The sequence below is a fragment of the Alcaligenes phenolicus genome (assembly GCF_032063905.1).
Lineage (GTDB): Bacteria > Pseudomonadota > Gammaproteobacteria > Burkholderiales > Burkholderiaceae_B > Alcaligenes > Alcaligenes phenolicus.
Genome location: NZ_DAMBOE010000009.1, coordinates 13,465 through 38,721, shown reverse-complemented (window position 1 = coordinate 38,721; position 25,257 = coordinate 13,465). Strand labels below are relative to the sequence as shown.

Annotated in this window: 22 protein-coding genes; 16 read left to right on the top strand and 6 right to left on the bottom strand. The window is 57.7% G+C overall.

Translation table 11 applies throughout. The annotated features are described in order from the left end of the window. Window positions 1-99: 99 nt before the first annotated feature. From U2949_RS16465 to U2949_RS16455, 3 genes are read right to left on the bottom strand one after another with little or no spacing between them, the layout of a single operon-like run. Window positions 100-960, bottom strand: coding sequence for an undecaprenyl-diphosphate phosphatase (locus U2949_RS16465; protein WP_022983525.1), 861 nt, complete (start codon window positions 958-960; stop codon window positions 100-102). Between the two features lie 26 nt (window positions 961-986). Then, window positions 987-2,570, bottom strand: a complete 1,584-nt coding sequence (locus U2949_RS16460; RefSeq protein WP_321288902.1) for a TerC family protein — start codon at window positions 2,568-2,570, stop codon at window positions 987-989. 58 nt (window positions 2,571-2,628) lie between these two features. After that, window positions 2,629-3,420 carry an inositol monophosphatase family protein gene (locus tag U2949_RS16455; RefSeq protein ID WP_009457824.1) on the bottom strand — a complete coding sequence of 264 codons (792 nt, stop codon included), beginning with the start codon at window positions 3,418-3,420 and terminating at the stop codon, window positions 2,629-2,631. A 108-nt stretch (window positions 3,421-3,528) separates the two neighbouring features. On the opposite strand from U2949_RS16455, the gene U2949_RS16450 reads away from it, so the two are divergent. From U2949_RS16450 to U2949_RS16400, 11 genes are all read left to right on the top strand, one after another. Then, a complete protein-coding gene (locus U2949_RS16450) occupies window positions 3,529-4,377 on the top strand; it encodes an RNA methyltransferase (protein WP_257723479.1) in 849 nt (282 codons plus the stop codon). A gap of 145 nt (window positions 4,378-4,522) precedes the next feature. After that, window positions 4,523-5,293, top strand: coding sequence for an IclR family transcriptional regulator (locus U2949_RS16445; RefSeq protein ID WP_022983524.1), 771 nt, complete (start codon window positions 4,523-4,525; stop codon window positions 5,291-5,293). A gap of 631 nt (window positions 5,294-5,924) precedes the next feature. After that, window positions 5,925-7,334 (top strand): short-chain fatty acid transporter, encoded by a 1,410-nt coding sequence (locus U2949_RS16440; RefSeq protein ID WP_321288899.1) that lies wholly within the window; start codon window positions 5,925-5,927, stop codon window positions 7,332-7,334. A gap of 9 nt (window positions 7,335-7,343) precedes the next feature. Continuing rightward, window positions 7,344-8,624, top strand: coding sequence for an amidase (locus U2949_RS16435; RefSeq protein WP_321288897.1), 1,281 nt, complete (start codon window positions 7,344-7,346; stop codon window positions 8,622-8,624). 57 nt (window positions 8,625-8,681) lie between these two features. Then, a complete protein-coding gene (gene mdcA, locus U2949_RS16430) occupies window positions 8,682-10,364 on the top strand; it encodes a malonate decarboxylase subunit alpha (protein ID WP_009457830.1) in 1,683 nt (560 codons plus the stop codon). Between the two features lie 34 nt (window positions 10,365-10,398). Then, the gene (gene mdcC, locus U2949_RS16425) at window positions 10,399-10,749 is read left to right on the top strand and encodes a malonate decarboxylase acyl carrier protein (protein ID WP_026484239.1); all 351 of its coding nucleotides are present in this window, start codon (window positions 10,399-10,401) and stop codon (window positions 10,747-10,749) included. Next, window positions 10,746-11,648 carry a biotin-independent malonate decarboxylase subunit beta gene (locus U2949_RS16420; RefSeq protein WP_321288895.1) on the top strand — a complete coding sequence of 301 codons (903 nt, stop codon included), beginning with the start codon at window positions 10,746-10,748 and terminating at the stop codon, window positions 11,646-11,648. The genes mdcC and U2949_RS16420 overlap by 4 nt, the downstream gene beginning before the upstream one ends. Then, window positions 11,645-12,358, top strand: coding sequence for a biotin-independent malonate decarboxylase subunit gamma (mdcE, locus tag U2949_RS16415; protein WP_321288892.1), 714 nt, complete (start codon window positions 11,645-11,647; stop codon window positions 12,356-12,358). The genes U2949_RS16420 and mdcE overlap by 4 nt, the downstream gene beginning before the upstream one ends. Then, window positions 12,358-13,062: a malonate decarboxylase holo-[acyl-carrier-protein] synthase gene (mdcG, locus tag U2949_RS16410; protein WP_321288890.1), complete on the top strand. Its 705-nt coding sequence runs from the start codon at window positions 12,358-12,360 to the stop codon at window positions 13,060-13,062. The genes mdcE and mdcG overlap by 1 nt, the downstream gene beginning before the upstream one ends. Further along, a complete protein-coding gene (locus U2949_RS16405; RefSeq protein ID WP_321288888.1) occupies window positions 13,052-14,014 on the top strand; it encodes a triphosphoribosyl-dephospho-CoA synthase in 963 nt (320 codons plus the stop codon). The genes mdcG and U2949_RS16405 overlap by 11 nt, the downstream gene beginning before the upstream one ends. Window positions 14,015-14,016: 2 nt before the next feature. After that, window positions 14,017-14,946, top strand: a complete 930-nt coding sequence (locus U2949_RS16400; protein ID WP_321288886.1) for an acyltransferase domain-containing protein — start codon at window positions 14,017-14,019, stop codon at window positions 14,944-14,946. 185 nt (window positions 14,947-15,131) lie between these two features. On the opposite strand, the gene U2949_RS16395 is transcribed toward U2949_RS16400, so the two are convergent. The 3 genes from U2949_RS16395 to U2949_RS16385 all read right to left on the bottom strand — a co-directional run bounded on the left by U2949_RS16395 (window position 15,132) and on the right by U2949_RS16385 (window position 18,226). Beyond that, window positions 15,132-16,067 (bottom strand): LysR substrate-binding domain-containing protein, encoded by a 936-nt coding sequence (locus U2949_RS16395; protein ID WP_026484233.1) that lies wholly within the window; start codon window positions 16,065-16,067, stop codon window positions 15,132-15,134. A gap of 208 nt (window positions 16,068-16,275) precedes the next feature. Beyond that, window positions 16,276-17,088 (bottom strand): mechanosensitive ion channel family protein, encoded by an 813-nt coding sequence (locus U2949_RS16390; RefSeq protein ID WP_321289044.1) that lies wholly within the window; start codon window positions 17,086-17,088, stop codon window positions 16,276-16,278. Window positions 17,089-17,617: 529 nt separating this feature from the next. Beyond that, the gene (locus U2949_RS16385) at window positions 17,618-18,226 is read right to left on the bottom strand and encodes a class I SAM-dependent DNA methyltransferase (RefSeq protein ID WP_026484231.1); all 609 of its coding nucleotides are present in this window, start codon (window positions 18,224-18,226) and stop codon (window positions 17,618-17,620) included. A gap of 88 nt (window positions 18,227-18,314) precedes the next feature. Between U2949_RS16385 and U2949_RS16380 the strand changes: the two genes are divergently transcribed. The 5 genes from U2949_RS16380 to U2949_RS16360 all read left to right on the top strand — a co-directional run bounded on the left by U2949_RS16380 (window position 18,315) and on the right by U2949_RS16360 (window position 25,202). Next, a complete protein-coding gene (locus U2949_RS16380) occupies window positions 18,315-19,313 on the top strand; it encodes an LLM class flavin-dependent oxidoreductase (protein WP_321288883.1) in 999 nt (332 codons plus the stop codon). Continuing rightward, the gene (locus U2949_RS16375; RefSeq protein ID WP_026484229.1) at window positions 19,310-20,236 is read left to right on the top strand and encodes a LysR substrate-binding domain-containing protein; all 927 of its coding nucleotides are present in this window, start codon (window positions 19,310-19,312) and stop codon (window positions 20,234-20,236) included. The genes U2949_RS16380 and U2949_RS16375 overlap by 4 nt, the downstream gene beginning before the upstream one ends. 75 nt (window positions 20,237-20,311) lie before the next feature. Continuing rightward, window positions 20,312-21,340, top strand: coding sequence for a Bug family tripartite tricarboxylate transporter substrate binding protein (locus tag U2949_RS16370; RefSeq protein WP_321288880.1), 1,029 nt, complete (start codon window positions 20,312-20,314; stop codon window positions 21,338-21,340). Then, a complete protein-coding gene (locus tag U2949_RS16365; protein ID WP_026484227.1) occupies window positions 21,337-22,944 on the top strand; it encodes a gamma-glutamyltransferase family protein in 1,608 nt (535 codons plus the stop codon). The genes U2949_RS16370 and U2949_RS16365 overlap by 4 nt, the downstream gene beginning before the upstream one ends. Before the next feature lie 413 nt (window positions 22,945-23,357). After that, window positions 23,358-25,202, top strand: coding sequence for an ABC transporter ATP-binding protein (locus U2949_RS16360; protein ID WP_026484226.1), 1,845 nt, complete (start codon window positions 23,358-23,360; stop codon window positions 25,200-25,202). The last annotated feature ends 55 nt before the right edge of the window (window positions 25,203-25,257 follow it).

Here is a 25,257-nt window from a genome sequence, read left to right as displayed (position 1 = left end):
TAAGTGAAAGACGACATTTACCGAGCCTCCCTGAAAAGAAAAATCCCCGCTGGCAGATAAACCAAGCGGGGATTTCAAAACCTCTAAGGCGGCAAAGACCTAAGTCATCAGCCACACAAACAATACTCCGCCCAACGCAATCCGATACCAGGCAAAAGGACGATAGGTACGGCTGGACACAAAGCGCAGCACGGCCTTCACCAGGAACAAGGCGCTAAAGAAAGCAGCAACAAAGCCCACAATAATCGCGGTGCTTTGATCTGCACTCAAGGACGCGCCGTTGCGATACAGGTCGTAAACCGTGGCGGCCAGCATGGTGGGCATGGCCAGAAAGAAAGAAAACTCCGTGGCAGTCTTGCGCTGAATACCGGCCAGCATGCCGCCGATAATGGTGGCACCCGAACGTGAAGTACCTGGCACCATGGCAATACACTGGGCAAAACCAACCACCAAAGCCTGCTTCCAGGTGATCTCTTCCAAGGCAAAGGCGGTGGCCTTTTGCGAGGTAGCGGTTTCACCCTGATCCAGCTCCGACGTGTTCTTCGCGTACTGCGGTTTGCGCTCGACCCACAGCATCAACAAACCACCCAATACCAGCGTGAACACAAACACAATCTGGTGATGGAACAGCGCTTTAACGTACTGAATCGTCAAGGCACCAATAACGGCAGCGGGCAAAAAGGCAATCAGCAGATTGCGAGTGAACATCAGCTCGGTGCGATCACCGCGCAAGACCCCGGTGATCAGCTGAATCAAACGGGCGCGAAAAATCCAGATCACGGCCAGAATCGAACCAAACTGAATGACAACCTCGAAGACCTTGGCATCACCGGAGGAAAAATCAATCCAGGAACCCAGGATCAGCAAGTGCGCCGTACTGGAAACCGGAATGAATTCCGTGATGCCCTCAACAATCCCCAGAAACAGGGCTTTCAACAAATAGAGAGTTTGCTCAGTCATGTTGTCCGAATCAAAGCCAATAAAAATTAAGATGCCAGAAATGGATCGATTTGTTCATCATCGTAAGGCACACGTTCCAGGCTGACCTGGGCAATGCGACGCCCTTCCAGCTCTTCCACCTTGAAGCGATACACCGCATCGCTTTGCTCAAGCACACACACATCGCCCACCTTGGGCAATTGTCCGAAACGCGTCAGCAGATAACCGGCCAGGGTGGCATATTCTTCCTCTTCATCCACCAGACCATCCACGCCCAGCATCTGTTCCAGATGATGCAAGTCCGTAGAGCCATCCAATAGCCAATGGTCCTGGGACTCCTGAACAATATCGGGTGTCTCGTCCTCACTGGGGAAGTCGCCGGCAATCGCCTCGAAAATATCCAAAGGCGTGACCAAACCTTCAATGGTTCCGAACTCGTCCGTCACCATAACCAGTTGCCCACGGCTTTGCTTGATGGTTTCCATCAGGTCCAAAATCCCGATGGACTCATACACAAAAACCGGCTGACGCAATTGGTCCAGACGGATATGACCATGAATCAGCAGGTCTGCCAGTAACTCTTTGCTTCGACCAATGCCAATAACCTCATCGAGCGAACCACGACACACTGGCACCATGCTATGAGGCTCATGTGTCATCTTTTCGCGCAAGACCTCAGGATCGTCCTGCACATTCACCCAGGTAATCGCATTGCGTGGCGTCATCACCGAATGCACCGTGCGCTCGGACAAGGTCAATACACCACTGACCATATTGCGCTCTTCCTGACCGAACACCATTTGCGCCGCCGCACCGGGCAAATCCGGCCCGATGGCCGTTTCACCGGAAGCGGGACGCTTGCCCAACATGCGCAGCACAGCCTCGGCCGTACGCTCACGCATGGGACGACCTGCCTGCAGCATACGCAACTTGCGACGCGCCAGCTGATTGAACATTTCGATCAGAATGGAGAAGGAAATGGCCGCATACAGGTAACCCTTGGGTACATGTACGCCAAAGCCTTCCACCAGCAAGGAGAAGCCGATCATCAATAAAAAGCCCAGGCACAGGATCACCACTGTGGGGCGACTATTGATATAAGCCGTCAAGGGTTTGGAAGCAACCAGCATGATGCCAATGGCAATGACCACCGCCGCCATCATGATGGGCAGGTGCTCGACCATACCCACCGCAGTAATGACCGCATCGATGGAGAACACGGCATCCAGCACCACGATCTGCGCCACGATGACCCAGAAGCTGGCATACATGCGCGAGCCGGAAGCATGAGCGCTGCGGTTCTCAATACGTTCGTGCAGCTCCAGTGTGCCCTTGAACAGCAGGAAAAAACCACCCACGATCATGATCAGATCACGGCCTGAAAAATCCAGACTGAATATGGAGATCAAGGGGTCGGTCAGCTGCACCAGATGGGACATGGCCGTGAGCAAGCCAAGGCGCATCAGCAAGGCCAGTGACAGGCCCAACACACGAGCCCGGTCACGCTGCGCCGGAGGCAGCTTGTCGACCAAAATTGCAATGAACACCAGGTTATCGATGCCCAGCACAATTTCCAGAACTACCAGTGTGAGTAACCCAACCCAGGCGGTCGGGTCCATCAACCACTCCATCTCAGCTCCTTGGCGCTGTGATTAAAAGAACACCCCGGCAATGCCGGGGTCTAGGTTCTTAATCTTGCAGGTGCGACAGCATCTGAATAAAGATCTTCGGACTGGCGGCAATCACATTGCCAGTCTCTTTCCAGGTTTGTTCGCCTTCAAAGTCGCCCACCAGACCGCCGGCTTCGGTCACCAGCAAAGTGCCGGCAGCCAGATCCCAAGGTTGCAGGTTGACGGCGCAGAAGCCATCCAGACGACCTGCAGCCACATAAGCCAGATCCAAAACCGTTGCACCCACGCGACGCACTGCAGCACATTCGGCCAGCATATCGGCAAATGGAGAGGTGGGTTTCACGCCTGCACCCGAATCCGGCACGTGTGCACCGATCAAGGCATCGTGGTAACGGGTCTGGCCCGAGACACGAATACGACGGTCGTTCAGGAAAGCACCACCGCCACGGCTGGCCGTGAACATTTCATTACGGTTGGTGTCGTAAATAACGGCATGGGCAGCCTGACCACGGTGCATCAAGGCAATCGAAATCGCGTAGCACGGAAAGCCGTGGATAAAGTTGGTGGTGCCATCCAGAGGATCAATGACCCACTGGTATTCGGGAGTACCTTCACCTGCGGGTTCCAGCGGTGGTCGCTCGCCCGTTTCCTCTCCGATAAAACCGTGATCGGGGTAGGCTTCGCTCAACACTTCAATGATGGCTTCCTCTGCTGCGCGATCCACTTCCGTGACATAATCTTTAGGGCCTTTACGCGCAACCGACAGGTGCTGGAGGTCCAGACTGGCGCGAGAGATAATGGTGCCGGCACGGCGAGCCGCCTTGATGGCGGTATTGAGCATCGGGTGCATGGAAATTCCGTTTTTTTAACAATAATTGAGCCTGCCTGGCGTGCCCTGTGGCAGGGCAAAATCGCGTGAGCAGACACAGGAAGCGTAGCTTCAAAGTAGCTATTTTAAATGACTCAGACGCAAGCATCGGCATTTGATGATAATTTTCACCGGGTTCGCTTCATTATGGTGCAACCCAGCCACCCTGGAAACGTGGGCGCAGCAGCGCGGGCGATCAAAACCATGGGCTTTGGCGACTTATGTCTGGTCGACCCGCTAGACCCGGACGTTGCACAAAACCCTCAGGCAATCTCGCTGGCCAGCGGTGCCGTCGACGTTTTGGAGCAAGCAACTATTGTTCCCACTCTGGCGCATGCACTGGAACCGGTCACTCTGGCTTTTGCCCTGACGGCCCGCCCCCGCTACCTGGGACCGCCAGCCGCCGATATACGTCAGACTGCCGAACTGAGCCGAGAGCATCTGCGCCAGCACGCCGGAACCGTCGCCATTGTGCTGGGGACCGAACGCGTGGGCCTGACCAACGATCACATCAGTCAGTGCCAATACGTCTGCCATATTCCGGCCAATCCTGAGTACAGCTCCCTGAATGTCGCCCAGGCCTTGCAACTGGCCGCCTGGGAATTGCGCTACGCCCTGCTGGCTGAAAGCGGTGCCAGCCTGCTGCCCAATACGGAGGGCAAGGCAGACCCCGGCAAGGAGCTGGCTCCTCAAGCCAAGGTGCAAGCCTTGCTGCAACACTGGGAACAGGCCATTGAAAGCGTCAAGTTCCTGGACCCCAAGCACCCCAAGAAACTGGTGCCCCGCATGCAGCACCTGTTCGGGCGCGCCCAGCTTAGTTTGGACGAAGTGGATATGTTGCGCGGCCTGTGTACCGCCATGATCAAAACCGCCAAAACAGCGGGCCACCCCATCCCCGAACAGCGTAAAGACGAATCGGCAGGCCCGGAACATCGCTAAAACCTGCATTCAAACGCGCTACCCCTCTTGCCCGCTGCACCCAGCGGGCATTGTCTTTTATGAGCGATCACACAGTGGACACTTTCTTGGCGGGCGTATATTCTTACTAAGTTACTTTTTCGGTAAGCAATAGCTGTTTTCAAGCATGAACACTCCCGAGACCGTAGAACCGCAGGATCAGGCCGGGCCGCGTACCTTGCAACGCGGCCTGCTGGTGCTCAAGACTTTGCAGAATCATCAAGGCAAAGGGCTGAGCGTCACCGACCTGTCACGCGCCACGCAGTTACAGCGCCCTACCATCTACCGGCTGCTGGCCGCCCTGATCGATCACGGTCTGGTCCAGAACAGCAGTCATAGCCGTCGCTACAGCGCCACGCGCCAGGATCAGGGCCTGTTTGGACTGGACCCGCGTGTCACCATCATGCAGCCCATCATGCAAGAGCTGGCTCAACAGACTGGCGACGCGGTCTTTCTGGTGGGCCGCGATGGCGACGACTCCGTTAGCCTGTGGCGCGAAATTGGCCCCTACCCGGTACAGATTCTGGCCACTTATGTAGGCAAGCGTCAGCCTTTGGGCGTGGGTTCGGGTGGCATGGCCTATCTGGCCACACTTGGGGACGAAGCAATCGAGCAGATTATCGAACGAAATGCCAATCAACTGGATCAGTACGGTGGCATGACTCAGCGCGAGATGCGCCAGTTGGTCACCAACACCCGTATCCGGGGCTACTCGGTTGTAGGCAACTACGCCGTACGCGGTGCTTTGGGTGTGGGCTGCGCGCTGTGCGATCACAAAGGCCGCCCCATTCTGGCCATGAGTGTCACGGCCATTACCGAGCGCATGCCTGCGCCACGGCAAAAAGAAATTGCCGGTTTGCTGCGCGACGCGCTGGATTCGGTCGCCGACAAGTTTTAAATCTGAGCGGATTTCTCCCCCTGAACGGTGCCGGGACCGTTAACACCCTCATCCGCACACAGTCTGCCCTGTGTGCTTTTTTACACCTCGAACCTCCCCCCTCCGCCTGCTTTCATCATCAACGCAGGTGGATCTTCCAGACTCAGCCTGTCAAAACAAGGGAAACTACGCTGGCGATAAGCCTGGTCCCTTCCCAAGCCGCACTCATCCCAGCTTGGCTTCTGAAAAAAGCAGTGCCGTTTCAAACAGTGCCCTATCCGTCATTCAAACTGATCCTCTAATCAGTTCGTTTTAGCTAAATATCCCCATTTCTCAAAAAACAGTCGGCTTTATATCGAAAGCCGCTTGTCGCGGCGCGCACTCGCCCTTTTCTCCCTAGGGTTAACGCGCCATCGTTTCGCCGCGCGTAAATAAAACAACATTTGCTTTATTGATCCACGCACTAGCCTGTCGCTATCTTGTGGGCACAACGATAAGCCCCCTAAGGGGCACACCATAAAAAAGGAAGGCGAGATACAGGCAACAGTCATTACCGAGGAGTACGCGCTAGCGGGACTGTGTATCCAGCATCCACATCCATCAGCCGACCCACTAGCCAGGTCGGGGAGACAAAAACAAGGATAAGTTCATCATGAACACCACTGCTACCCTCTCGGCCAAACCCAGGCCAAACTTGCTGACCCGCTTTACCAATATCTGCGTGCGTTACGTAGAAAAGTGGATGCCGGACCCGTATCTGTTCGCCGTCATCCTGAGCTTGCTGGTTGTAGGACTGATTGCCCTGTTTGTCGATGGCGCCACCCCCGGAGGAATGGTGGATGCCTGGTATCGCGGGGTATGGGGCCCCAAAAGCATTTTCACCTTTGCCCTGCAAATGGTGCTGATTCTGGTAACGGGCTACACCCTGGCCGAAGCACCGCCCTTGAAACGCGCCATCATCTGGTTGGCCTCCCGTGCCCGCACACAAGTTGAAGGTGCCCTGCTGTGCTTTGCCGTGGGCGCGATCTTCTGCCTGCTGAACTGGGGCCTGGGTCTGGTGGCCGGTGCCCTGGTTGCACGCCAGGTTGCCCGCCGTCTGCCCAATGTGCACTTTGGTTATCTGATTGCCTCGGGTTATATGGGTTACCTGCTCTGGACTCAAGGTCTGTCCAGCTCGATTGCCCTGGCCAATACCGACCCCAACAGCCCCATCAACGTCATCCATCAACTGACCAGCATGACGGTGCCGTTCAGCCTGACCATTTTCCAGCCCTATAGCTGGATTCCAGTTGCGGCCCTGATCATCCTGCTGTTTCTGACGATCTGGCGCATGGAGCCTGACTACGCCTTGCCGCCCGACCCCGCCGTCTTTGCTGACATCGAAAAAGACCTGCCCAAAACCAAGCCCAGCACCCCAGCTGAAAAGCTGGAAAACCTGTGGATTCTGAATGTGCTGTTCTTTGCCGCGGGTATGTACTACTTCGTGCGCAGCGGTTTTGCGCTGAACATCTCATCCATGATCATGCTGTTTACCGTCACCGGTGCCCTGCTGCACTGGACGCCTATCCGCTTTATCAAATCCTTTGTCGAGTCCGCCAAAACGGCAGGCCCGCTGATTCTGCAGTACCCGCTGTATGGCGGCATCATGGGCTTGCTGGCCTATATCCCCATGGAAGGCGGTCGTGCCCTGGAAGAAATCCTGTCCTCCGCGCTGGTGACCGGGGCCAATGAATACACCCTGCCCTTCCTGACCTTTATCGCCTCCATCATCATCTCGCTGTTTGTTCCTTCCGGTGGCGGACACTGGGGTGTGCAAGGCCCCATCGCCGTGCAATCGGCCCTGGCCATTGGTCAGGACGGACCCGCCTACCTGGGCCTGATGTCCATGGCCGTGGCCTTTGGTGAAGCGGTAGCCAATATGATCCAGCCCTTCTGGCTTTTGCCTGTGCTGGCCATTGCGCGCCTGAATGTACGACAAGTGATGGGCTTTACCGTGGTGGCCTTTCTGATTGGCACCGTCATTTTGACGATTGCTATTCTTATCGCACCCTTCACGCTCTAAGGACTTGCCATGTCTGTGAATGATTTCGCTACCCGAAACAGGACATCCAGCCAGGAGGCTGCAGAGGCAGCAATTGCCCGCTACGAGCAAACCGAGGATCTGATTCAGGCCTTTGCCCATCTGGACAAGGAGCAGGTACGGCATGTCGCCCAAGAGCAGGAGAACAACACCGGCCCCTTGAAGGGGCTGGTCATCGGCATCAAGGATTTGATCAATACGGCGGACGCTCCAGCCACCTATGGTTCGCCCATTTATCGCGACAACCGCCCCACCCAGGACGCTGCCATTGTGCAGGCCCTGCGTGCGGCCGGTGCCGTGCCTTTTGGCAAAACCGTCACCACAGAATTTGCGCTGTTTAGTCCACCCAAGACACGCAACCCCTGGAATCTGGAGCACACGCCGGGCGGTTCGTCGTCCGGCTCGGCCGCTGCCGTGGCTGCCAATGTGGTGCCGGTAGCTTTGGGCACCCAGACAGCGGGGTCCGTGGTGCGCCCCGCCACGTTCTGCGGAATTTATGGCTTCAAACCCAGCTTCGGCGCCTTGCCCAGCAGCGGCCTGAAAACCATCAGCCCGTCTCTGGACACCTTGGGAATTTTGGGCCAGCGTCTGGAGGATGTTCGCCGTGTGTTCAACGCACTACGCAGCACGCCGGAAGTATCGCAAGTCCTGCAGCAAGCCCCTTTGCGCCTGAGCTTTTTGCACACACCCTGGTGGGAGGATATTGCCGAGGAACTACGTGATCGACTGGAGGCGACCGTGACTCACCTGAAAACAGATGACGGCCAGTTTGAAGTTCAGCTTAGCGACAGGGACAGTCTGTTTGGTGAACTGACCCACGCGCAGCAAGCCATCATGGGAGCTGAAGTACTGGCCCATTTAAGCCATGAGCGCCAGCAGCACCTGGAACTGCTCTCGCCTGCTTTGCAGACCTATCTGGACAAGTGCGCGCAGACCCAGCCCGCCGAACTGATCCAGGCCCAAGGCCTGATCAATCAGGTCAAGCGCCAACCCGAACTGATCTTCGGCGACGCGGACCTGATCCTGAGCGCAGCCGCCTTGGGCGAGGCCCCCAAGCGCGACACCACGGGCGATCCCGTGCTGTGCCGCGCCTGGACGGCACTGGGCATTCCATGCATCAACTTGCCCATCGGCTTTGGCAGCCACGGGCTTCCTTTAGGACTGCAAGTGGCTGCCCGCCCTGGGCAAGATGACCTGCTACTGGAGGCGGCCACCCGCATTGCCCATCGCCTGGGCACATTAACTATCGCGCTGCCTGAACTCCGATCCTGAAGGGTCGGGCAGCTTAATCAACGGATCACATCGACAGAGGTAGGACAGGGAAACCCAATGACGGACAGCAACTGGAATCTTAAGAATCAAGCCCGCCAGCAAAGACTGCAACGTGCCAGCCGCGCACTGGGAGACTCTTTGCAAGGCAAGATATGCAGCACGGATAAAGCCAGCTCCTTGCTGGAAGCCGTATTACAAGTAGGAGATCGAGTATGTCTGGAAGGCAATAACCAGAAGCAGGCCGACTTTCTGGCCGACGCACTGGTGGGCGTCGACCCAGCGCAGATTCATGACCTGCACATGGTGCAATCCGTACTGGCCTTGCCCCAGCATCTGGATGTGTTTGAAAAAGGTATTGCCAACCGCCTGGATTTCAGCTTTTCCGGCCCGCAAGGTGCGCGCCTGGCCAGGCTGGCCTCGGCAGGACGGCTGAACATCGGTGCCATTCATACCTATCTGGAGTTGTTTGCCCGTTACTTTGTAGATTTGACCCCGAATGTCGCGCTCATCGCGGCCCAGGCCGCCGATGAGCACGGCAATCTGTACACCGGCCCCAATACCGAAGACACCCCGGCTATCGTGGAAGCCACCGCTTTTTCCGGCGGCATTGTCATCGCCCAGGTCAACGAGCTGGTCGACAGCAAGACCACCCGCCTGCCGCGCGTGGACATTCCCGCCGACTGGGTGAACTTTGTCGTGCCCGCTCCCCGCCCGCACTTTATCGAACCGCTGTTTACCCGCGACCCAGCCCAGATCAGCGAAATCCAGGTCTTGATGGCCATGATGGCGATCAAGGGCATCTACGCGGAATACGGCGTGCAACGCCTGAACCATGGCATCGGTTTTGACACCGCCGCCATTGAATTGCTGCTGCCCACTTACGGCGAATCACTGGGCCTGAAAGGCAAGATTTGCCAGCACTGGGCCTTGAATCCGCATCCTGCCCTGATCCCGGCCATTGAAGCCGGTTGGGTGCAATCGGTGCACTCCTTCGGCTCCGAACTGGGCATGGAAAACTATCTGCGCGCCCGCTCCGATGTGTTCTTCACCGGCCCGGATGGCAGCATGCGCAGCAACCGCGCGTTCTGTCAGGCGGCTGGCCACTACGCCTGTGACCTGTTCATCGGCTCCACCTTGCAGATTGACCTGCATGGCAACAGCTCCACCGCCACGCTGGGCCGTATTGCCGGTTTTGGTGGCGCACCCAATATGGGCGCGGATGCACGCGGTCGTCGCCACGCCAGCCCCGCCTGGTTGAAAGCCGGGCAAGAGGCACGCCAAGGACGCCAAGGTGCAGCCGGTACGCCGCGTGGTCAAAAGCTGGTGGTGCAGATTGTGGAAACCTTCCGCGAGCACATGACGCCCGCTTTTGTGGACACCCTGGATGCCTGGACCCTGCAGGAACAGACCGGCATGGATCTGCCGCCCATCATGGTGTACGGCGATGATGTCACTCATATCCTGACTGAAGAAGGCATCGCCAATCTCTTGCTGTGCCGTACCGACGAAGAACGCGAGCAAGCCATACGGGGCGTTGCCGGCTACACGCAAGTAGGCCTGGGCCGAGATGCCCGCATGGTGGAGAACCTGCGTGATCGCGGCATTATCCGTCGCCCTCAGGATCTGGGCATAGACCCACGCCAGGCCACCCGCAATCTATTGGCCGCACGCAGCATGCGGGATCTGGTTCAAGCCTCCGGTGGGCTGTATCAACCTCCGGCACGCTTCCGTAACTGGTAATGGCCCGCCACGCTATTTGCATTAGGAGATCACGATGACAAACATTCCTCACGGCCTGGAAACCCTGGCCTATAGCTTCAAAGGACAAGAGCCTATTGGCACCTTCCAGCCTGTGCTGGTGGGCGTGGTAGGTTCGGGCAATCTGGAAGTGCTGGCCGAGCCCAAGGACAGCCCAGAATGCACCATCCATATTCATACCTCGGCACGTGGTTTCTCCACGATCTGGGATGCGGTGGTGCGGGACTTTCATCAGCGCCATCCGCTGGCCGGTATTCACTTTGACATCAACGATATGGGGGCCACCCCTGCCGTGGTCAGCCTGCGCCTGGACCAGGCGGCCAGCGAAGCCCTGGCACGCAGCCAAGCACAAGGAACACAGTCATGAGCAGTTATCTGGAATGTTCTGCCCGCCAGCGCGTTCAGGCTCTGTTTGACGCCAACAGCTTTCACGAATGGCTGCCCCCTGCCCAACGCTTGAGCAGCCCCCATCTGGCGCAGTTGGGAGTGCCTTCTTCCTTTGATGATGGCGTGGCTATCGGCCGTGCTTTGCTGGAGGGGCAGACCGTTTATGTGGCGGCGCAAGAAGGCGAATTCATGGGCGGTGGTGTGGGCGAAGTCCACGGCGCCAAGCTGGTGGGCCTGCTGCGTCGAGCCATGATCGACCGCCCTGCAGGTGTGGTGCTGCTGCTGGAGTCCGGTGGTGTGCGTTTGCACGAAGCCAATGCCGGTTTGATTGCCGTCTCGGAAGTGATGCGCGCCTTGCTGGATACGCGTAATGCCGGAGTGCCTGTGATTGCTTTGGTAGGCGGGCAAAACGGTTGCTTTGGTGGCATGGGCATTGTGGCCCGCTGCACCAACCACCTGATCATGAGTGACGTAGGCCGTCTGGCCATGTCCGGCCCGGAAGTGATTGAAGCCTCCCACGGAGTAGAGGAATACGACTCCAAGGACCGTGCTTTGGTCTGGCAAACCAGTGGCGGAAAACACCGCTGGTTGACCGCCGATTGCGACGACCTTGTACCTGACACCGTGGCTGCGTTCCGCGCCGCTGCCGTCCAAGGTTTGAAGAATCCGGCCCGTGGCCCCGTCACCCTGGAAGAGCTGGAACAGGAACATCAGTTGCTGACACACCGCGCAGCCCTGCTGCCTGAGGAGCAATGGGACCAAACTGAAAATCAGGCCCAAGCCTTGTGGCAAGCACTAGGACTGGAGCAAAGCGATGAAGTCGGGCAGATGGATGCTGCAGCCGTCAAAGCATTACGTAGCCAGGAGGCGCTGTCATGAAATGGGAAACACTGGTGCAATCGCTGTTCGATACGCAGCACAGTATTAGCGAACAGGATTTATTTTTGCAGGGTGATGCCCAGTTTGATGGCGAGACCTTGGCTGTGATCGGCACGACGGAACACGCCCCTATTGGCGTCGCCTTGGCACTGACCCAGGCACAAGCTGTGCTGGACACTATCAAGAACCATCCTGGCCGCAGTCTGCTGCTTTTGGTCGATACCCAAGGCCAGCAACTGCGCCGCCGCGATGAGCTGCTGGGCATCAACCGCGCCATGGCTCACTTGGGTATGTGCCTGGATCTGGCCCGACGCAAAGGCCACAAGGTCATTGGGCTGGTGTACGACCAGGCCCTGTCCGGTGGCTTCATCACCTCCGGCCTGATTGCCGATGCCTGCTATGCCGTGCCCGAAGCCGAAATTCGCGTCATGCGCATTCCTGCCATGGCCCGCGTCACCAAGCTGTCCGAAGCCATGCTGGAAGAGCTGGCGCAGTCCAATCCGGTCTTTGCGCCCGGCGTAGGCAATTATGTGGCCATGGGAGGCATTCAGTCTGTCTGGGACAGCAGCTCGCCAGAGCAACTGCGTGCTTCCTTGCGGGCGGCACTGGCTCAATCCAATGATCAGGATCGCCGCGCCAGCGATGGTGCCGAACGTGGCGGCCGCCGTCTGGCTGCCCAGATCATTGAACAGGTTTTGCAGGCATCCTGATGACAGCCCAACTGCTCGCTCGCCGTCACCACCTGATCACGCTGGACAACACAGCCTGGGATCAGGTGCTGGCTGATCTGGAGCCGACCAGCCACACCTGCCAGAGCCTGCGTCAATGGCAGACTCGGGGCTGGCCGCTGGTCGTCAGCCGTCAGCCAGGCGAATTACGTAGCGGGCAGTTGCAAGTGGGCATTCCTTTACCGAGCGATTGGGGGCGGCAACGTCTGTCCCTGATCGTTCCCCAGAACCAGAGCCTGTCTTGGGGCAGTTTTCCCCCCGCCCACGAAGCCCAAACCTTGCTGCCGGTTTCCCTGGCACAAGACTGGCTGAGCTTATGCCAGCAGATGCAGGCACACGGCTGCACGGCTCAGGTTTATGGCAGTTATGGCTGGGAGCTGATCACGGGGCAAGACTATGTGCGTGAAGGCTCGGACCTGGATTTGCTGCTGCCCGTGCAGTGCGCCACGCAAGCCGATCGTCTGGTGCAGCTAGTACGTGCGGCCAGCGAATTACCCGGTTTGCCCCGTCTGGATGGCGAGCTGCTGTTTCCGGATGACGCCGCCATCGCCTGGCGTGAATGGCAGCAATGGCGCAGTGGTGCCAGCAGCAAAGTCATGATCAAACACACACATGGTTTACGTATTCAGGCGCACTCGGACTGGCCCGAGCACGCCCCTACCCTGGAGTCTTCTCATGCTGCTTGATGCAATTGAAACAAGGGCATTGGCGCAGTTACCCACTGCCCCCTACTCCATGGACCCATCCCGTTCCTGGAGTTGCACAGCCATAGGCCGGGCAGCCGTTCTGGCGCTGTATGACGAGCTGATTCTGGCCCCCAAACCGGGGCTGGTTTCCCTGATCGACAGCGGCAGCCATGACGATATGGATGCCAGCACCTTTTATCGCAGTCTGTTTGCTCTGCGCCATTATTTTTCTGACATGGCGGCCCTGGGCCAACAGCGTGTTCCATTCAGCCAGCTGCAAACTCGCGGGATTGCAGCGGAGGCTCGCATGAAGGCGGCAACCGGGGGCATCAATACCCACCGTGGCGCCATCTTCATGCTGGGCCTGTTGTGCGCAGCCGCAGGCGCTTGCCTACCTTTTCGCACCCTGACTCCCGCCACGATTCGGGACCAACTTCAAACATTATGGGGGGCGGCTTTACAGGCCCGCAGCCTGCAAGCTTCGTCCGCACTGCCGGGTGGACGGGCGGTACGCCGCTATGGCTTGCAAGGCGCGAACCAGGAAGCAGCCCAGGGCTTTCCCACCTTGTTTGAAACGGCCTGGCCCGCCTGGCAAGTCGCTGTCAAAACTTTGTCTCCGCACAGCACACCAGTGGCAGAACAGCAGTTGCAAACCGTGGGTCTGCATACCTTCTTTTCTGTTATGGCGGTCCTTGACGATAGTAATCTGGCCCATCGTGGCGGACTGGAGGGGCTACACTACGCGCGCCGCTGCGCCATGCACTACCTGCAAGCAGGCAGTGCGTTCAGCCCCGATGCGGTGCAACGCGCGCAAGCCTTGCATCAAGCCTTCATGAAGCGTCGCCTGTCCCCCGGCGGCGCGGCCGACACCTTGTCGGCCTGCTGTTGGCTGGATCGCTTGCAAGCCTATACACCCGGCAGTGCCAGCCAGCGTCGCCCTACTGGAGCCTGACTATGAAAATCGCCCTGCTGTTTTCCGGGCAAGGCATGCAATACGCAGACATGCTGCCCTGGATAAATCCGGCCAATCCCTTGCTGCTGCAAATGCAGGAACAGTTGCACGTTCCCGATTGGCGCGCTGCCATGCGCGATAACCGTTGGGCCAGCACCAATGCCCATGCCCAAGTTGTGCTGACAGCTTGCGCCTTGGCCGCTTGGCAGGAATTGCAGGAGCACGTCCCTGCTCTGCAAACCTCCAGGCGATCTTTGGTGGCCGTGGCGGGCTACAGCATTGGTGAACTGGCAGCCGCTTGTGTAGCGGGTGTGTTATCTGCCAGCAATACCATCCAGCTCGCCGGACTAAGAGCCGCCTTGATGGATCAAGCCGGGGCCGGACAGGACAGCAGCATGGTGGCCATAAGTGGGGTTTCAATCCGGACGATTGAGCAATGGTGCCAAGCGCACGGCGCTGCCCTGGCCATACGCAATGGTCCTGATAGTGCTGTCTGTGCGGGACCACGTGACAAGCTTGCTGCCCTGGAAAAATTCGCTCAAGAACAAGGGGCACGCTGCACACCCCTGGCTGTGAATATTGCGTCCCATACCCATTGGATGAGCAGCGCAGCCCAGGCCTTTCAAGAGCAACTAAATCAAAGCGAACTGACTGCCCCAACCTTGCCTTGGCCCACCAATGCCGGTGTATGGGTGCATAACTCCACTACCGCTGCCCAGGCCTTATCAGCGCAGTTGATGCAAACCGTGCAATGGGATTCCTGCATGGAGCAGATTGAAGAGCGACAGCCCAATGTGGTGCTGGAGATTAGTCCGGGCCGCAGTCTGGCGACCATGTGGAATCAACGCTATCCAGAGACTCCTGCGCGCAGTGTAGACGAGTTCCAAACCCTGGATGGCTTGCAGCGCTGGCTGTCTCGCTGGGCCGGATAAACCCAACACAATGTGTTCAATCTCGTCGACTCTCGGAATTCACGCATCAAAAGTCAGTAAACCGTTGGTGCAATGCAGGGGCTGAAAATAATATCCACAATGCGCCCCAGCCAACCGTGGATGACCAGGAACGAGCTATCAGAAAGTACGAAGAAAAGGGCGACAGCGGCTTGCGCAGACCCGCATCAGCCCGACGTCGGCCCTTCCTTTTCCAACTGAGTACGCACAATCCGGCAAGCCCGCAACAAGCTCAACACATTCGGGCTGCGCTCGCGCGACTTCATGCACACCAGGCCGATACGCTGTGAATGTCGATACTTCGGCTCCAGGCTCAGCCACTGAATTTTGTCAGAAAAAACCGCTTTGGCTCGCGCAGGTAAAAGGGAGCATCCCACACCACCACTGACCAGGCTCATCAAGGAAAAGATGTCTCCGGTGCGCATCACAATATCGGCATCAAACCCGGCTTTGGCCAACATGCGCTGCATGTCCCGTCCCGTTGCAAAATCATCGGTCAGCGACACAAAACGTTCCTTGGAACAACGCTCCAGATCCACCACGGACGAGTCCGATCCTTGCCAATCCATGGGAGCAGCAAACATCAGTTCATCATCAAAAATGGGCAGTACTTCCAGATCATCCGGTTGCTCCTGTGGCAACTCGATCAGGGCTGCGTCGATATGACCGCCCCGCAACTTTTGCAGCAGCTTCTCGTTGGAATCCAGCACCAGATCAATCTGCAATAAAGGCTTGTGAACCTTCAGCTCTACCAAGAGGCGCGGCACCAGACGTATCGTCAGCGAGTACATGGAGCCTATGCGCAACTGATCCGACGAATATCCCCCGGCTTCGCGGGCAGCATCAATGCCGTGCTGCAAGGTACGTATAGTTTCCTTGGCCGCTTCGGCCAGCTCGCGCGCCGACTCCTGTGGCACCAGGTTGCGGCCTTCCTGCAAGAACAGGGGACAGCGCAACCCTTCCTCCAGGCTTTTCAAGGCCCGATGCACGCTCACCGCACTGGTGCCCAATTGTTCAGCGGCACGGGCAATCGTGCCGGCTTCCAGAAAAGCCAGCAGAACCTCCAGGCGTCGTACCGTGATTTTTTCGTCGATTAGAAACATCGTGAGGGCAGGTGGAAAAACAGCGCAAGAGCAAAGAGTACAGTATGGGAGAAGCCCGCAGTAAGTCCAATGCAGGCTAACCCGAAAAAAATGCCCCAAGCCGCTAAAAGCAAGGCTTGGGGCATTTCTATGTCAGGTCAGAACAGCACGGGCTTGAACCCGGCAAGATCGTGTTCAGGATCTGGAAATCAGGCCCTGAACCCAAGTCTTAAGCAGCCTTTTTCTCGCCACCCGTTTGCACGATTTCACGTACGGGAACGGGCGTCTGCAAACCAGCCTGATTCAGCACCTGGACCGCACGGCGGAACAGATCAAAACGGGCATCCCAGAAGTCAGCCGCATTGATCCACGCACGCAGATTGACGGTGATTACGCTGTCCTTGTACTCCATGACCATGACCAAAGGAGCAGGGTCTTTCAGCACCTGAGGATGTTCATTGAGCAGGTCTTGCAGCAGCTTGATGGCCAGGTCCAGATCATCGCCATAACGTACGCCCACACCAAAGTCGAGACGACGAGTGGTGTTACGGCTGTAGTTGATGATAGGGTTGCCCCAGATCAGGCTGTTGGGCAGCGTGAATTGAATGCCATCCACTTGCTCAAAGCGGGTCAGGAACAAACCCACTTCCTGCACGGTGCCGTCACCTTTACCAACAACCGACACAAACTCGCCCGCACGCAAGGGACGCAGCATCAGCAACATGATGCCGGCGGCGATATTTTGCAGTGTGTTCTGCAAGGCCAAGCCCACCGCCAAACCAGCGGCACCCAGTACCGCAATAATGCTGGCGGTCTGCACACCAAAACGGGCCAACACGGCAATCAGCACAAAGATGCGGATTGTCCAGACCGTTACGGACTGGGCCATAGGCACAATCGTCGGATCCACTCGAGGCGAGCGGGCTGCCATGCGCTTGATGGCACGACCAGCGACGGCAGACAGCCACCAGCCAATAATCAGAATCAAAAAAGCAATCACGACGTTGAGCGCAATCGCGACAACGGCTGGAAACTCTGTCATCCAGGCTTGCAATTTTTCCACGTTTCAATCTCCTCAATTAAAAGGCAAAGCACCGAAGGGACTGGCCGCCAAGGGTAAACATTGCTAGTGCGCATCATAGCCTTGGGACGGGTCTGAACCCAAGTTGAGCAAGCCCGCCATCTTATCCCCGAAAACTGTGGATAGCTCATAGGAAAAACTGGGCAAATCAGAAAAATCTTCCGTAGTATCAGCCACTTGAAAACCTAGAACAGAAAACATCCAAATCCGGAAACAGACGCCAGCTTATCCCCATAAAATGTGGACAAGTCACAGGATAAACCGTGAATCACTGCACTTATCCCCGCACAATCAAGGACTTAGAAATAGCGAGCAGAGAATCGACAATTCTTTACCATTTTTTTCCTCGGGCAAGCCTCTGCTCGTTGAAAACCGGCTTATCCACAAAAGATGTGCATAAAAATAGGGAAAACCCCTGTATTAGCAAAAAATAGACTTATAAAACAATCATCTAAGTAGTCAGGTCAGGGATTCACCATTTTGCACCTGTTCAAGCCGGTACGCGCCACAGGGAAGCCAGCCAATGTTGCTCCTGCGGCGGCCTGTCTGTGGGTCGGTAAAAGTGATCTATATAGTCAAAGCCCGCCTGTTCCAAACGCTCCGACCACTGCTCCCAACTGTAGTAACAACCGTAGCGCTGACCATTCCAGCCTTCTTGTCCCTGACCACGCGGATTGGAGGAGAACAGCACGCCGCCCGGTCGCAGACTGTGCCGCAAAGCGGTCAAAACAGCAGGCAGCTCCGCGCTGGGTATATGGAATAGAACCGCATTGGCAAACACGCCATCAAAAGCCGCAGCGGGCAAGTTCAAATCCAGAAAATCCTGGTGCAGCACCGGCAAGCCGGTTTGCTGACGGGCCATGTCCACAAAAGCAGCACAGCCATCCAGCCCCACCGGGTGATGACCCATGGCCTGAAACGCGACCAGATCCCGCCCCGGTCCGCAGCCCAGATCCAGAATATCCACAGGTCCTGGCAAGCCGATAGCCGCCAGCAAAGCATCCCGATTCTGGCTGACGTCATGGTCCCACGTGCCGTCCCGATAGGCCTGCGCATGGTCCTGGTAATGATTGACGGTGCGACGACTGGTTTCTTTCATCTGAACATCCTTGCCTATGCTATGGGTTTACTTGACGCTGCCTAACGATGGATCGACTATATCCTGAGTCCAATTTGAATCTGATGCCATGAAGCCTAGCTATCCGCTCTCCGTACTAGACCTGTCCCCTATTGTTCAGGGCTCCACCCCGGCCCAATCCTTTCGCTGTTCGGCGGACATTGCCCATCATGTCGAGCAGTGGGGCTATCACCGTTACTGGCTGGCCGAACACCACGGCATGCCCGGTATTGCCAGTGCAGCGACCTCGGTTCTGATCGGGCACATTGCCGGCCAAACCAGCCGCATTCGTGTAGGCGCGGGCGGCATCATGTTGCCCAACCACTCACCTTTGGTGATTGCCGAGCAGTTTGGAACGCTGGCCTCCCTGTACCCCGGCCGTATTGACCTGGGCCTGGGTCGCGCCCCTGGCTCCGACCCCGAAACCGCCCGCGCCTTGCGCCGCAATCTGAACAGCGACCCTGACCAGTTTCCGCGCGACGTGCTGGAGCTGATGGACTATATGTCCGACGAGCCGCGCAACCGCATCATGGCCGTGCCCGGTCGTGGTCTGAATGTGCCGGTCTGGATTCTGGGCTCCAGCCTGTTTGGCGCTCAACTGGCCGCCGCCTTGGGTTTGCCCTATGCCTTTGCCTCGCATTTTGCACCTGCTCAATTGATGGATGCTATTGAGGTTTACCGCCGTCAGTTCCAGCCTTCCGTGCATCTGGAAAAACCGTATGTCATGCTGGGCTACAACGTCTTTGCCGCCGAGACGGAAGACGAAGCCAAACTACTGGCCTCCTCCTGGCAACAGTCTTTTGTAAACCTGCGCAGTGGTCGTCCCGGCCAACTGCCACCCCCCGTGCGCGACTACTACGAGCAATGCAGCCCACCGGCCCAGCATCTGCTGGACTCCTTGCTCAGCTGTACGGCCATTGGCAATCCGGAACAAGTGCTTGAACAGATGAAAGGCTTCATTCAACTGACCGGCGCCAACGAGCTGATGCTGAACGCCAATATCTTTGACCACAACAAGCGCTTGCGCTCCTACGAGATTGCCGCCGAGCTGCGCGGCAGTCTGGTATGAACCCACGCCACCTTCAAGAGACTGCACTGCGCTACTTCCAGGAAGTAGCGCGTTGTGGCTCTATCTCGCAAGCGGCCAGCAATCTGCATGTGGCCACATCGGCCATCAGCCGCCAGATCAGCGGACTGGAAGAAAACCTGGGCATGGCCTTGTTCGAGCGCCATGCCCGTGGCATGAATCTGACCGCTGCGGGAGAACTGCTGCTGGCCCATGCTCGTCGCAGCGCTATGGATGCCGAGCGCACCTTGCACGATATTGCCGCCTTGCAAGGACTGCAAACCGGCCTGATACGCATCGCCTCTTCTGAAGGTTTGGCCGCCCAGTTGCTGCCGCAGTGCATCGCACAATTTCGTGAAAAGCATCAGGGCATACGCTTTCAGCTGGACGTACTGCCACCACACCGTATCACCATGCTGCTGCTAAGCGGCCAGATTGATATAGGCATCAAATTCACCCAGACGGCTGAAAAAGACATCAAGACCTTGTTCCGCCGCGATGCGCCCGTCATGGCTCTGGCGGTTCCCGGCCACCCGGTAACCCGTACCGAACGCATCAGCCTGAAAAGCCTTCTGGCACACCCTCTGGCCTTGCCCGGCCCCGACACCACCGTGCGGCAAATGATGGATGTGGCCTGCAGCGCACAGAACCTGAGTCTGGACCCGGTATTCAGCAGCAATCACATGCAATCACTGCATCAATTTGCCTTGTCCGGCGCAGGCGTGACGGTGTCGGCCTTGCTCTCGGCTCGTCACCTGATTGAGCAAGGTTTGCTGCAAGCCAGTTTCATCCATGAACGCGGCTTGCTGAATCGTCAAATTGAAGTGCAGGCCCTGGCTGGCCGCCGCTTGCCCTCTATTGTTCGCCGCTTTCTGGACGAGTTGCTGCCGCAGCTTGAAGTCGACCCGCAAGCCTTGCCAAAATAGCAACGCTGTCCTGCTTATTTGTTGCTGGTTCGGCATCATCGCCTTTCCTATCATCTCTTGATTGAGGAGATAGCCATGACAAGACCCAGCAACGCCGCAAGCAACGTGCAGCCCCCATCGACCCGTCGCCCCTGGCGGCGTCTTGCCCAAACCTTACTAGGTGCTGTTCTGGCCGTCAGCAGCGTGGCGACCCATGCCAGCGATTGGCCTGATCGTCCCATTCGCCTGATCGTACCCTTCCCCACTGGCGGTGCCACCGACGTCATCAGCCGCCTGATTGCCGAAAGCGCGGCCAAAGCGATGAACGCCAATATTATTGTGGACAACCGCACGGGCGCAGGCGGCACGATTGGTTCAGGCGAAGTCGCTCGCAGCAAGCCCGATGGCTACACCCTCCTGTTCACCACCAGCAGCACCCACGCGATTGCTCCGCACCTGTACAAGTCCCTGCCCTACGATGCAGAAAAAGACTTCACGCCCATCGCTCATTTGGGCGATGCCGCCAGCGTCCTGCTGGTGAACCCGTCCGTACCCGCGCAAACTCTGCCGGAACTGATTGAATACGCGCGCGCCCATCCCGATGAGTTGAACTACGCCAGCAGTGGCAATGGCACCATCGTGCACCTGGGCACCGAAGCCTTTTTGAATCAGGCCAATATCGTCATGTCCCACGTTCCATACCGCGGAACCGGTCAGGCCATTAACGATATGCTGGGCGGCTCCATTCATGTTTTACTGGACGCCATCCCCACCGGGATGCCCTATGTGAACAGCGGCCAGTTGCGCGCTCTGGCAGTAACCGGCCAGCAGCGCTCGCCGCTGGCACCCGATTTGCCCACCTTTCAGGAGTCCGGCCTGCCGGGCTATGAGTCGGTAACCTGGTTTGGTCTGTACGCCCCCGCAGGCCTGCCCGACGAAATTCGTGACAAGGCTTATGAGGCTTTTTCACATGCCGTTCAGGACCCCAAAGTACGTTCACGCCTGCAAACATTGGGCGTGGACCAACCCCGCAGCACCAGCCGAGAAGAATTTATCTCTCTGGTCCGCGAGGACAGCGCACGCTGGCAAGGCCTGATCCAACTGACTGGAATACAGATTCAATGAACAAGACTGACACCTGTATGGACTGGAACAACCCCTACCCGTCCGCCCGCTCTGCGGTACTTGGCCAGAACATGGTCAGCACTTCCCACCCCTTGGCTGCGCAAGCGGGCCTGCGCATGTTGCAGGCCGGTGGCAATGCCGTCGATGCCGCCCTGGCAGCCGCCATCACACTGACTGTAGTCGAACCCACGGGTTGCGGGATAGGCAGTGATGCCTTTGCCATCGTCTGGGACGGCAAGGAGCTGCATGGCTTGAACGCCTCCGGACGCTCGCCCCGTGGCTGGTCGCCGGATCGTTTCAAAGGTCACGATGCCATCCCCGACAAGGGTTGGGAAAGTGTCTCCGTGCCCGGTGCGGTCTCTGCCTGGGCCGAGCTATCCAGCAAGCTGGGCCGTCTGAGTCTGGAGCAAGTGGCCGCCCCCGCGATTCATTACGCCCGAGAAGGCTTCCCGGTCTCGCCCGTAATCGCGCGCTTGTGGGAGCTAGGTCGTCAGCGTCTGGGCGATCAACCCGGTTTTGCCGAAGCCTTCTTACGTGATGGCAAAGCCCCAGTCGCTGGCCAGTGGTATCAGAACCAGGACCAGGCCAATACGCTGGAACGCATTGCGGCCACCCAGGGTCAGGACTTCTATACCGGCGAGCTGGCCAAACGCATTGCCGACTTCTCCCGCCAGCATGGCGGCGCCATGGACGAGCAGGATCTGGCCGAGCACCGCGCGAACTGGTGCGGCACCATCAGCCATCCTTTTGCCCAGTCCGTGATTCACGAGATCCCGCCCAATGGACAAGGTCTGGCGGCCTTGATGGCCTTGGGCATCATGGAACAAGCTGGTGTGGGCCAGCAGCCATTGGACCATATCGACACGGTGCATTTGAGCATTGAAGCCATGAAGCTGGCTTTTGCCGATCTGTACGAGCACCACGCAGATCTGGAGCACATGATTCATCATCCCGAGCATTTGCTGGACCCGGCCTATTTGCGCGAGCGCGCCGCCCTGATTCAGATGGACAAGGCAGGCGACCCCAAGCACGGTCTGCCTGGCCCCTCCGGCACGGTCTATGTCACCGCCGCCGACTCCAGCGGCATGATGGTGTCCCTGATCCAGTCCAACTACATGGGTTTTGGTTCCGGCGTGGTCGTTCCCGGCACCGGCATCAGTATGCAGAACCGTGGTCATGGCTTTACCCTGCGCCCCGGTCATGTGAATGAAGTGGCCGGTGGCAAGCGCCCTTCGCACACCATCATTCCGGCCTTTGCCATGAATGCCGATGGCACCCCTCAAATGTCTTTTGGTGTGATGGGTGGCCCATTCCAGTCGCAAGGCCACATGCAAATGGCACTGCGTGTTCTGCTGTACGGTCAAAACCCGCAGGCCGCTGCCGATGCCCCACGCTGGCGCGTGACGGGTGGCCGTGGGGTGGCGGTAGAACCCACTTTCGATCCAGCCCTGGTTCAGGCTTTGCGCGAGCGCGGTCATGAAGTCGTCGTTGAACCCGGCAGCGGTGTGTTCGCCTTTGGCGGTGCACAGCTGATTCTGCGTCAGGGCAATCATTACGTGGGTGGCTCCGATCCGCGTAAAGACGGGCAGGTGGTGGCTTACTAAGCCTGCTTACCTTCAAGAGATCACTGCCGCTCTCTGATTGGGGTCTGGATATCCTTATCCAGACCCCAAATACCTTTGGGCCTCCTTATCTCTATGTAGACAATCCGCTCAACGGAACAAAGACACGCGTCCCAAGGCCCTATCCCTTCAGTCTCCTTCAACGCTCTGCACTATCCACCAAAGAGCCATGCTCTGCCAAAGCAGACGCCAACATTAGCTTGGCCCACTAAACGTACACCGTGGTCAATATCTGACACTTTCCCTACACAAAGACTGTGTTTTTATCAGGTTTTCTTCAGCCAGACAGAATGACTGCTGTACCATCAAAAATTGCCGCTTCATACCCCGGAAGCGGTTTTCTATTTGTCTAAACGGCCCTGTCATCCAGAGGGCCGTACGCTGGAGCCCATTCGGTGCTGTCATTCTTTGAACGTCGATTAGATCCCTATCCCGAACAACACGCCGCCCCTCCTCCCAAAGGATTTTTCCCCTTCATCTGGGCCTGTACGAAAAATTCACGCGGCTGGATTGGCCTGATGACCCTAACCTCGATTGGCCTGTCGGCCTACGAGGCCATGCTGTTTGCCCTGCTCAGCTATATCGTGGACTGGCTGCCCTCGATTGAACCTGCCCAGTTCTGGAGCCAGCAGGGTGGCACGCTGTTGACCATTGCCGCTGTTCTGCTGGGCAGCGTCGTGCTGATCAGCCTGCATACACTGGTCATGCACCAGGTGCTGGCCATCAACTTCCCCATGCGCCTGCGTTGGCTGTTTCACAAGCTGATGCTAAATCAGAGCATGTCCTTTTACGCGGACGAGTTTGCCGGTCGCATCACCACCAAGATCATGCAAACCGCTCTGGCGGTGCGTGAAACTCTGTTCATGGCCGTGGAAGTGGTCGTGGGCATGAGCGCCTACCTGATCGGTATTCTGATTCTGGCGGGCAGCTTTGACCGCCTGCTGATCCTGCCCTTCCTGCTCTGGCTGGTGGGCTACGCTTTGGCCTGCGTGTACTTTGTGCCCCGTCTGGGCAAAGTCGGGGCTGAACAGGCCGACGCCCGTGCGCTGATGACAGGCCGTATTACCGACGCCTACACCAATATCAACACGGTCAAGCTGTTTGCCCACACACGCCGTGAAGCTGACCATGCCAAGAACGCGATGCGCCGCTTCCAGGAAACCGGCCATGCCCAGATGCGTCTGATCAGCATGTTTGAAGTGACCAACCATGTGCTGGCTACTGTCTTGCTGATCAGTTCGGCAGGCCTGGCCTTGTACCTGTGGTCGATTGATCAATCCACAGCCGGTGTGGTGGCGGCCGTCATTGCCATGGCACTGCGTCTGTCCGGCCATTCCCATTGGCTGATGTGGGAGCTGACCAATCTGTTCGAGAACGTAGGCACGATTCAGGACGGCATCAACACCTTGACGCAAAAACCCACAGTGGTAGATGCTCCCGACGCCAAGCCCCTGCAAATCGAGCAAGGTCGCATCGAATTCCAGGACGTGAGCTTTGCCTACCGCGATAAAAGCCGTCAGGTGATCGACAAGCTCAATCTGGTGATCAAACCAGGCGAGCGCGTTGGTCTGATTGGACGCTCTGGCGCGGGCAAGTCCACGCTGGTCAACTTGCTGCTGCGTTTTCATGATGTGGATAGCGGCACCATCCGCATTGATGGCCAGGACATTGCCCACGTCACGCAGGACAGTTTGCGTGCCGCCATTGGCATGGTGACGCAGGATACTTCCTTGCTGCACCGTTCCATGCGCGACAACATTCTGTATGGCCGCCCGGATGCCAACGACGAGCTGCTGCATATGGCGGTTGAGCGTGCCGCTGCTGCCGACTTCATCCCGCAACTGCATGACCGCCAGGGCCGCGAAGGCCTGGAGGCACATGTGGGCGAGCGCGGTGTGAAACTGTCTGGCGGCCAGCGTCAGCGTGTGGCGATTGCCCGCGTCATGCTTAAAGACGCCCCCATCCTGTTACTGGATGAAGCCACCAGCGCACTGGATTCCGAAGTGGAAGCCGCCATTCAGGAAAGCCTGAACACCCTGATGCACGGCAAGACGGTCATTGCCATTGCCCACCGCTTGTCCACCATTGCGGCTCTGGACCGCTTGATTGTGCTGGATCAGGGCCGCATCATCGAACAAGGCAGCCACCAGGAGTTGCTGGAAAAAGGTGGTTTGTATGCTCGTTTGTGGGCACGTCAAAGTGGCGGATTCCTGGGAGAGACCGGCAAGCAAGATGTCTAAAAGGTGTCACTTGCTTGCAAAAAAAAACTGACGTTACGTCTTTGTCCCATTAGAA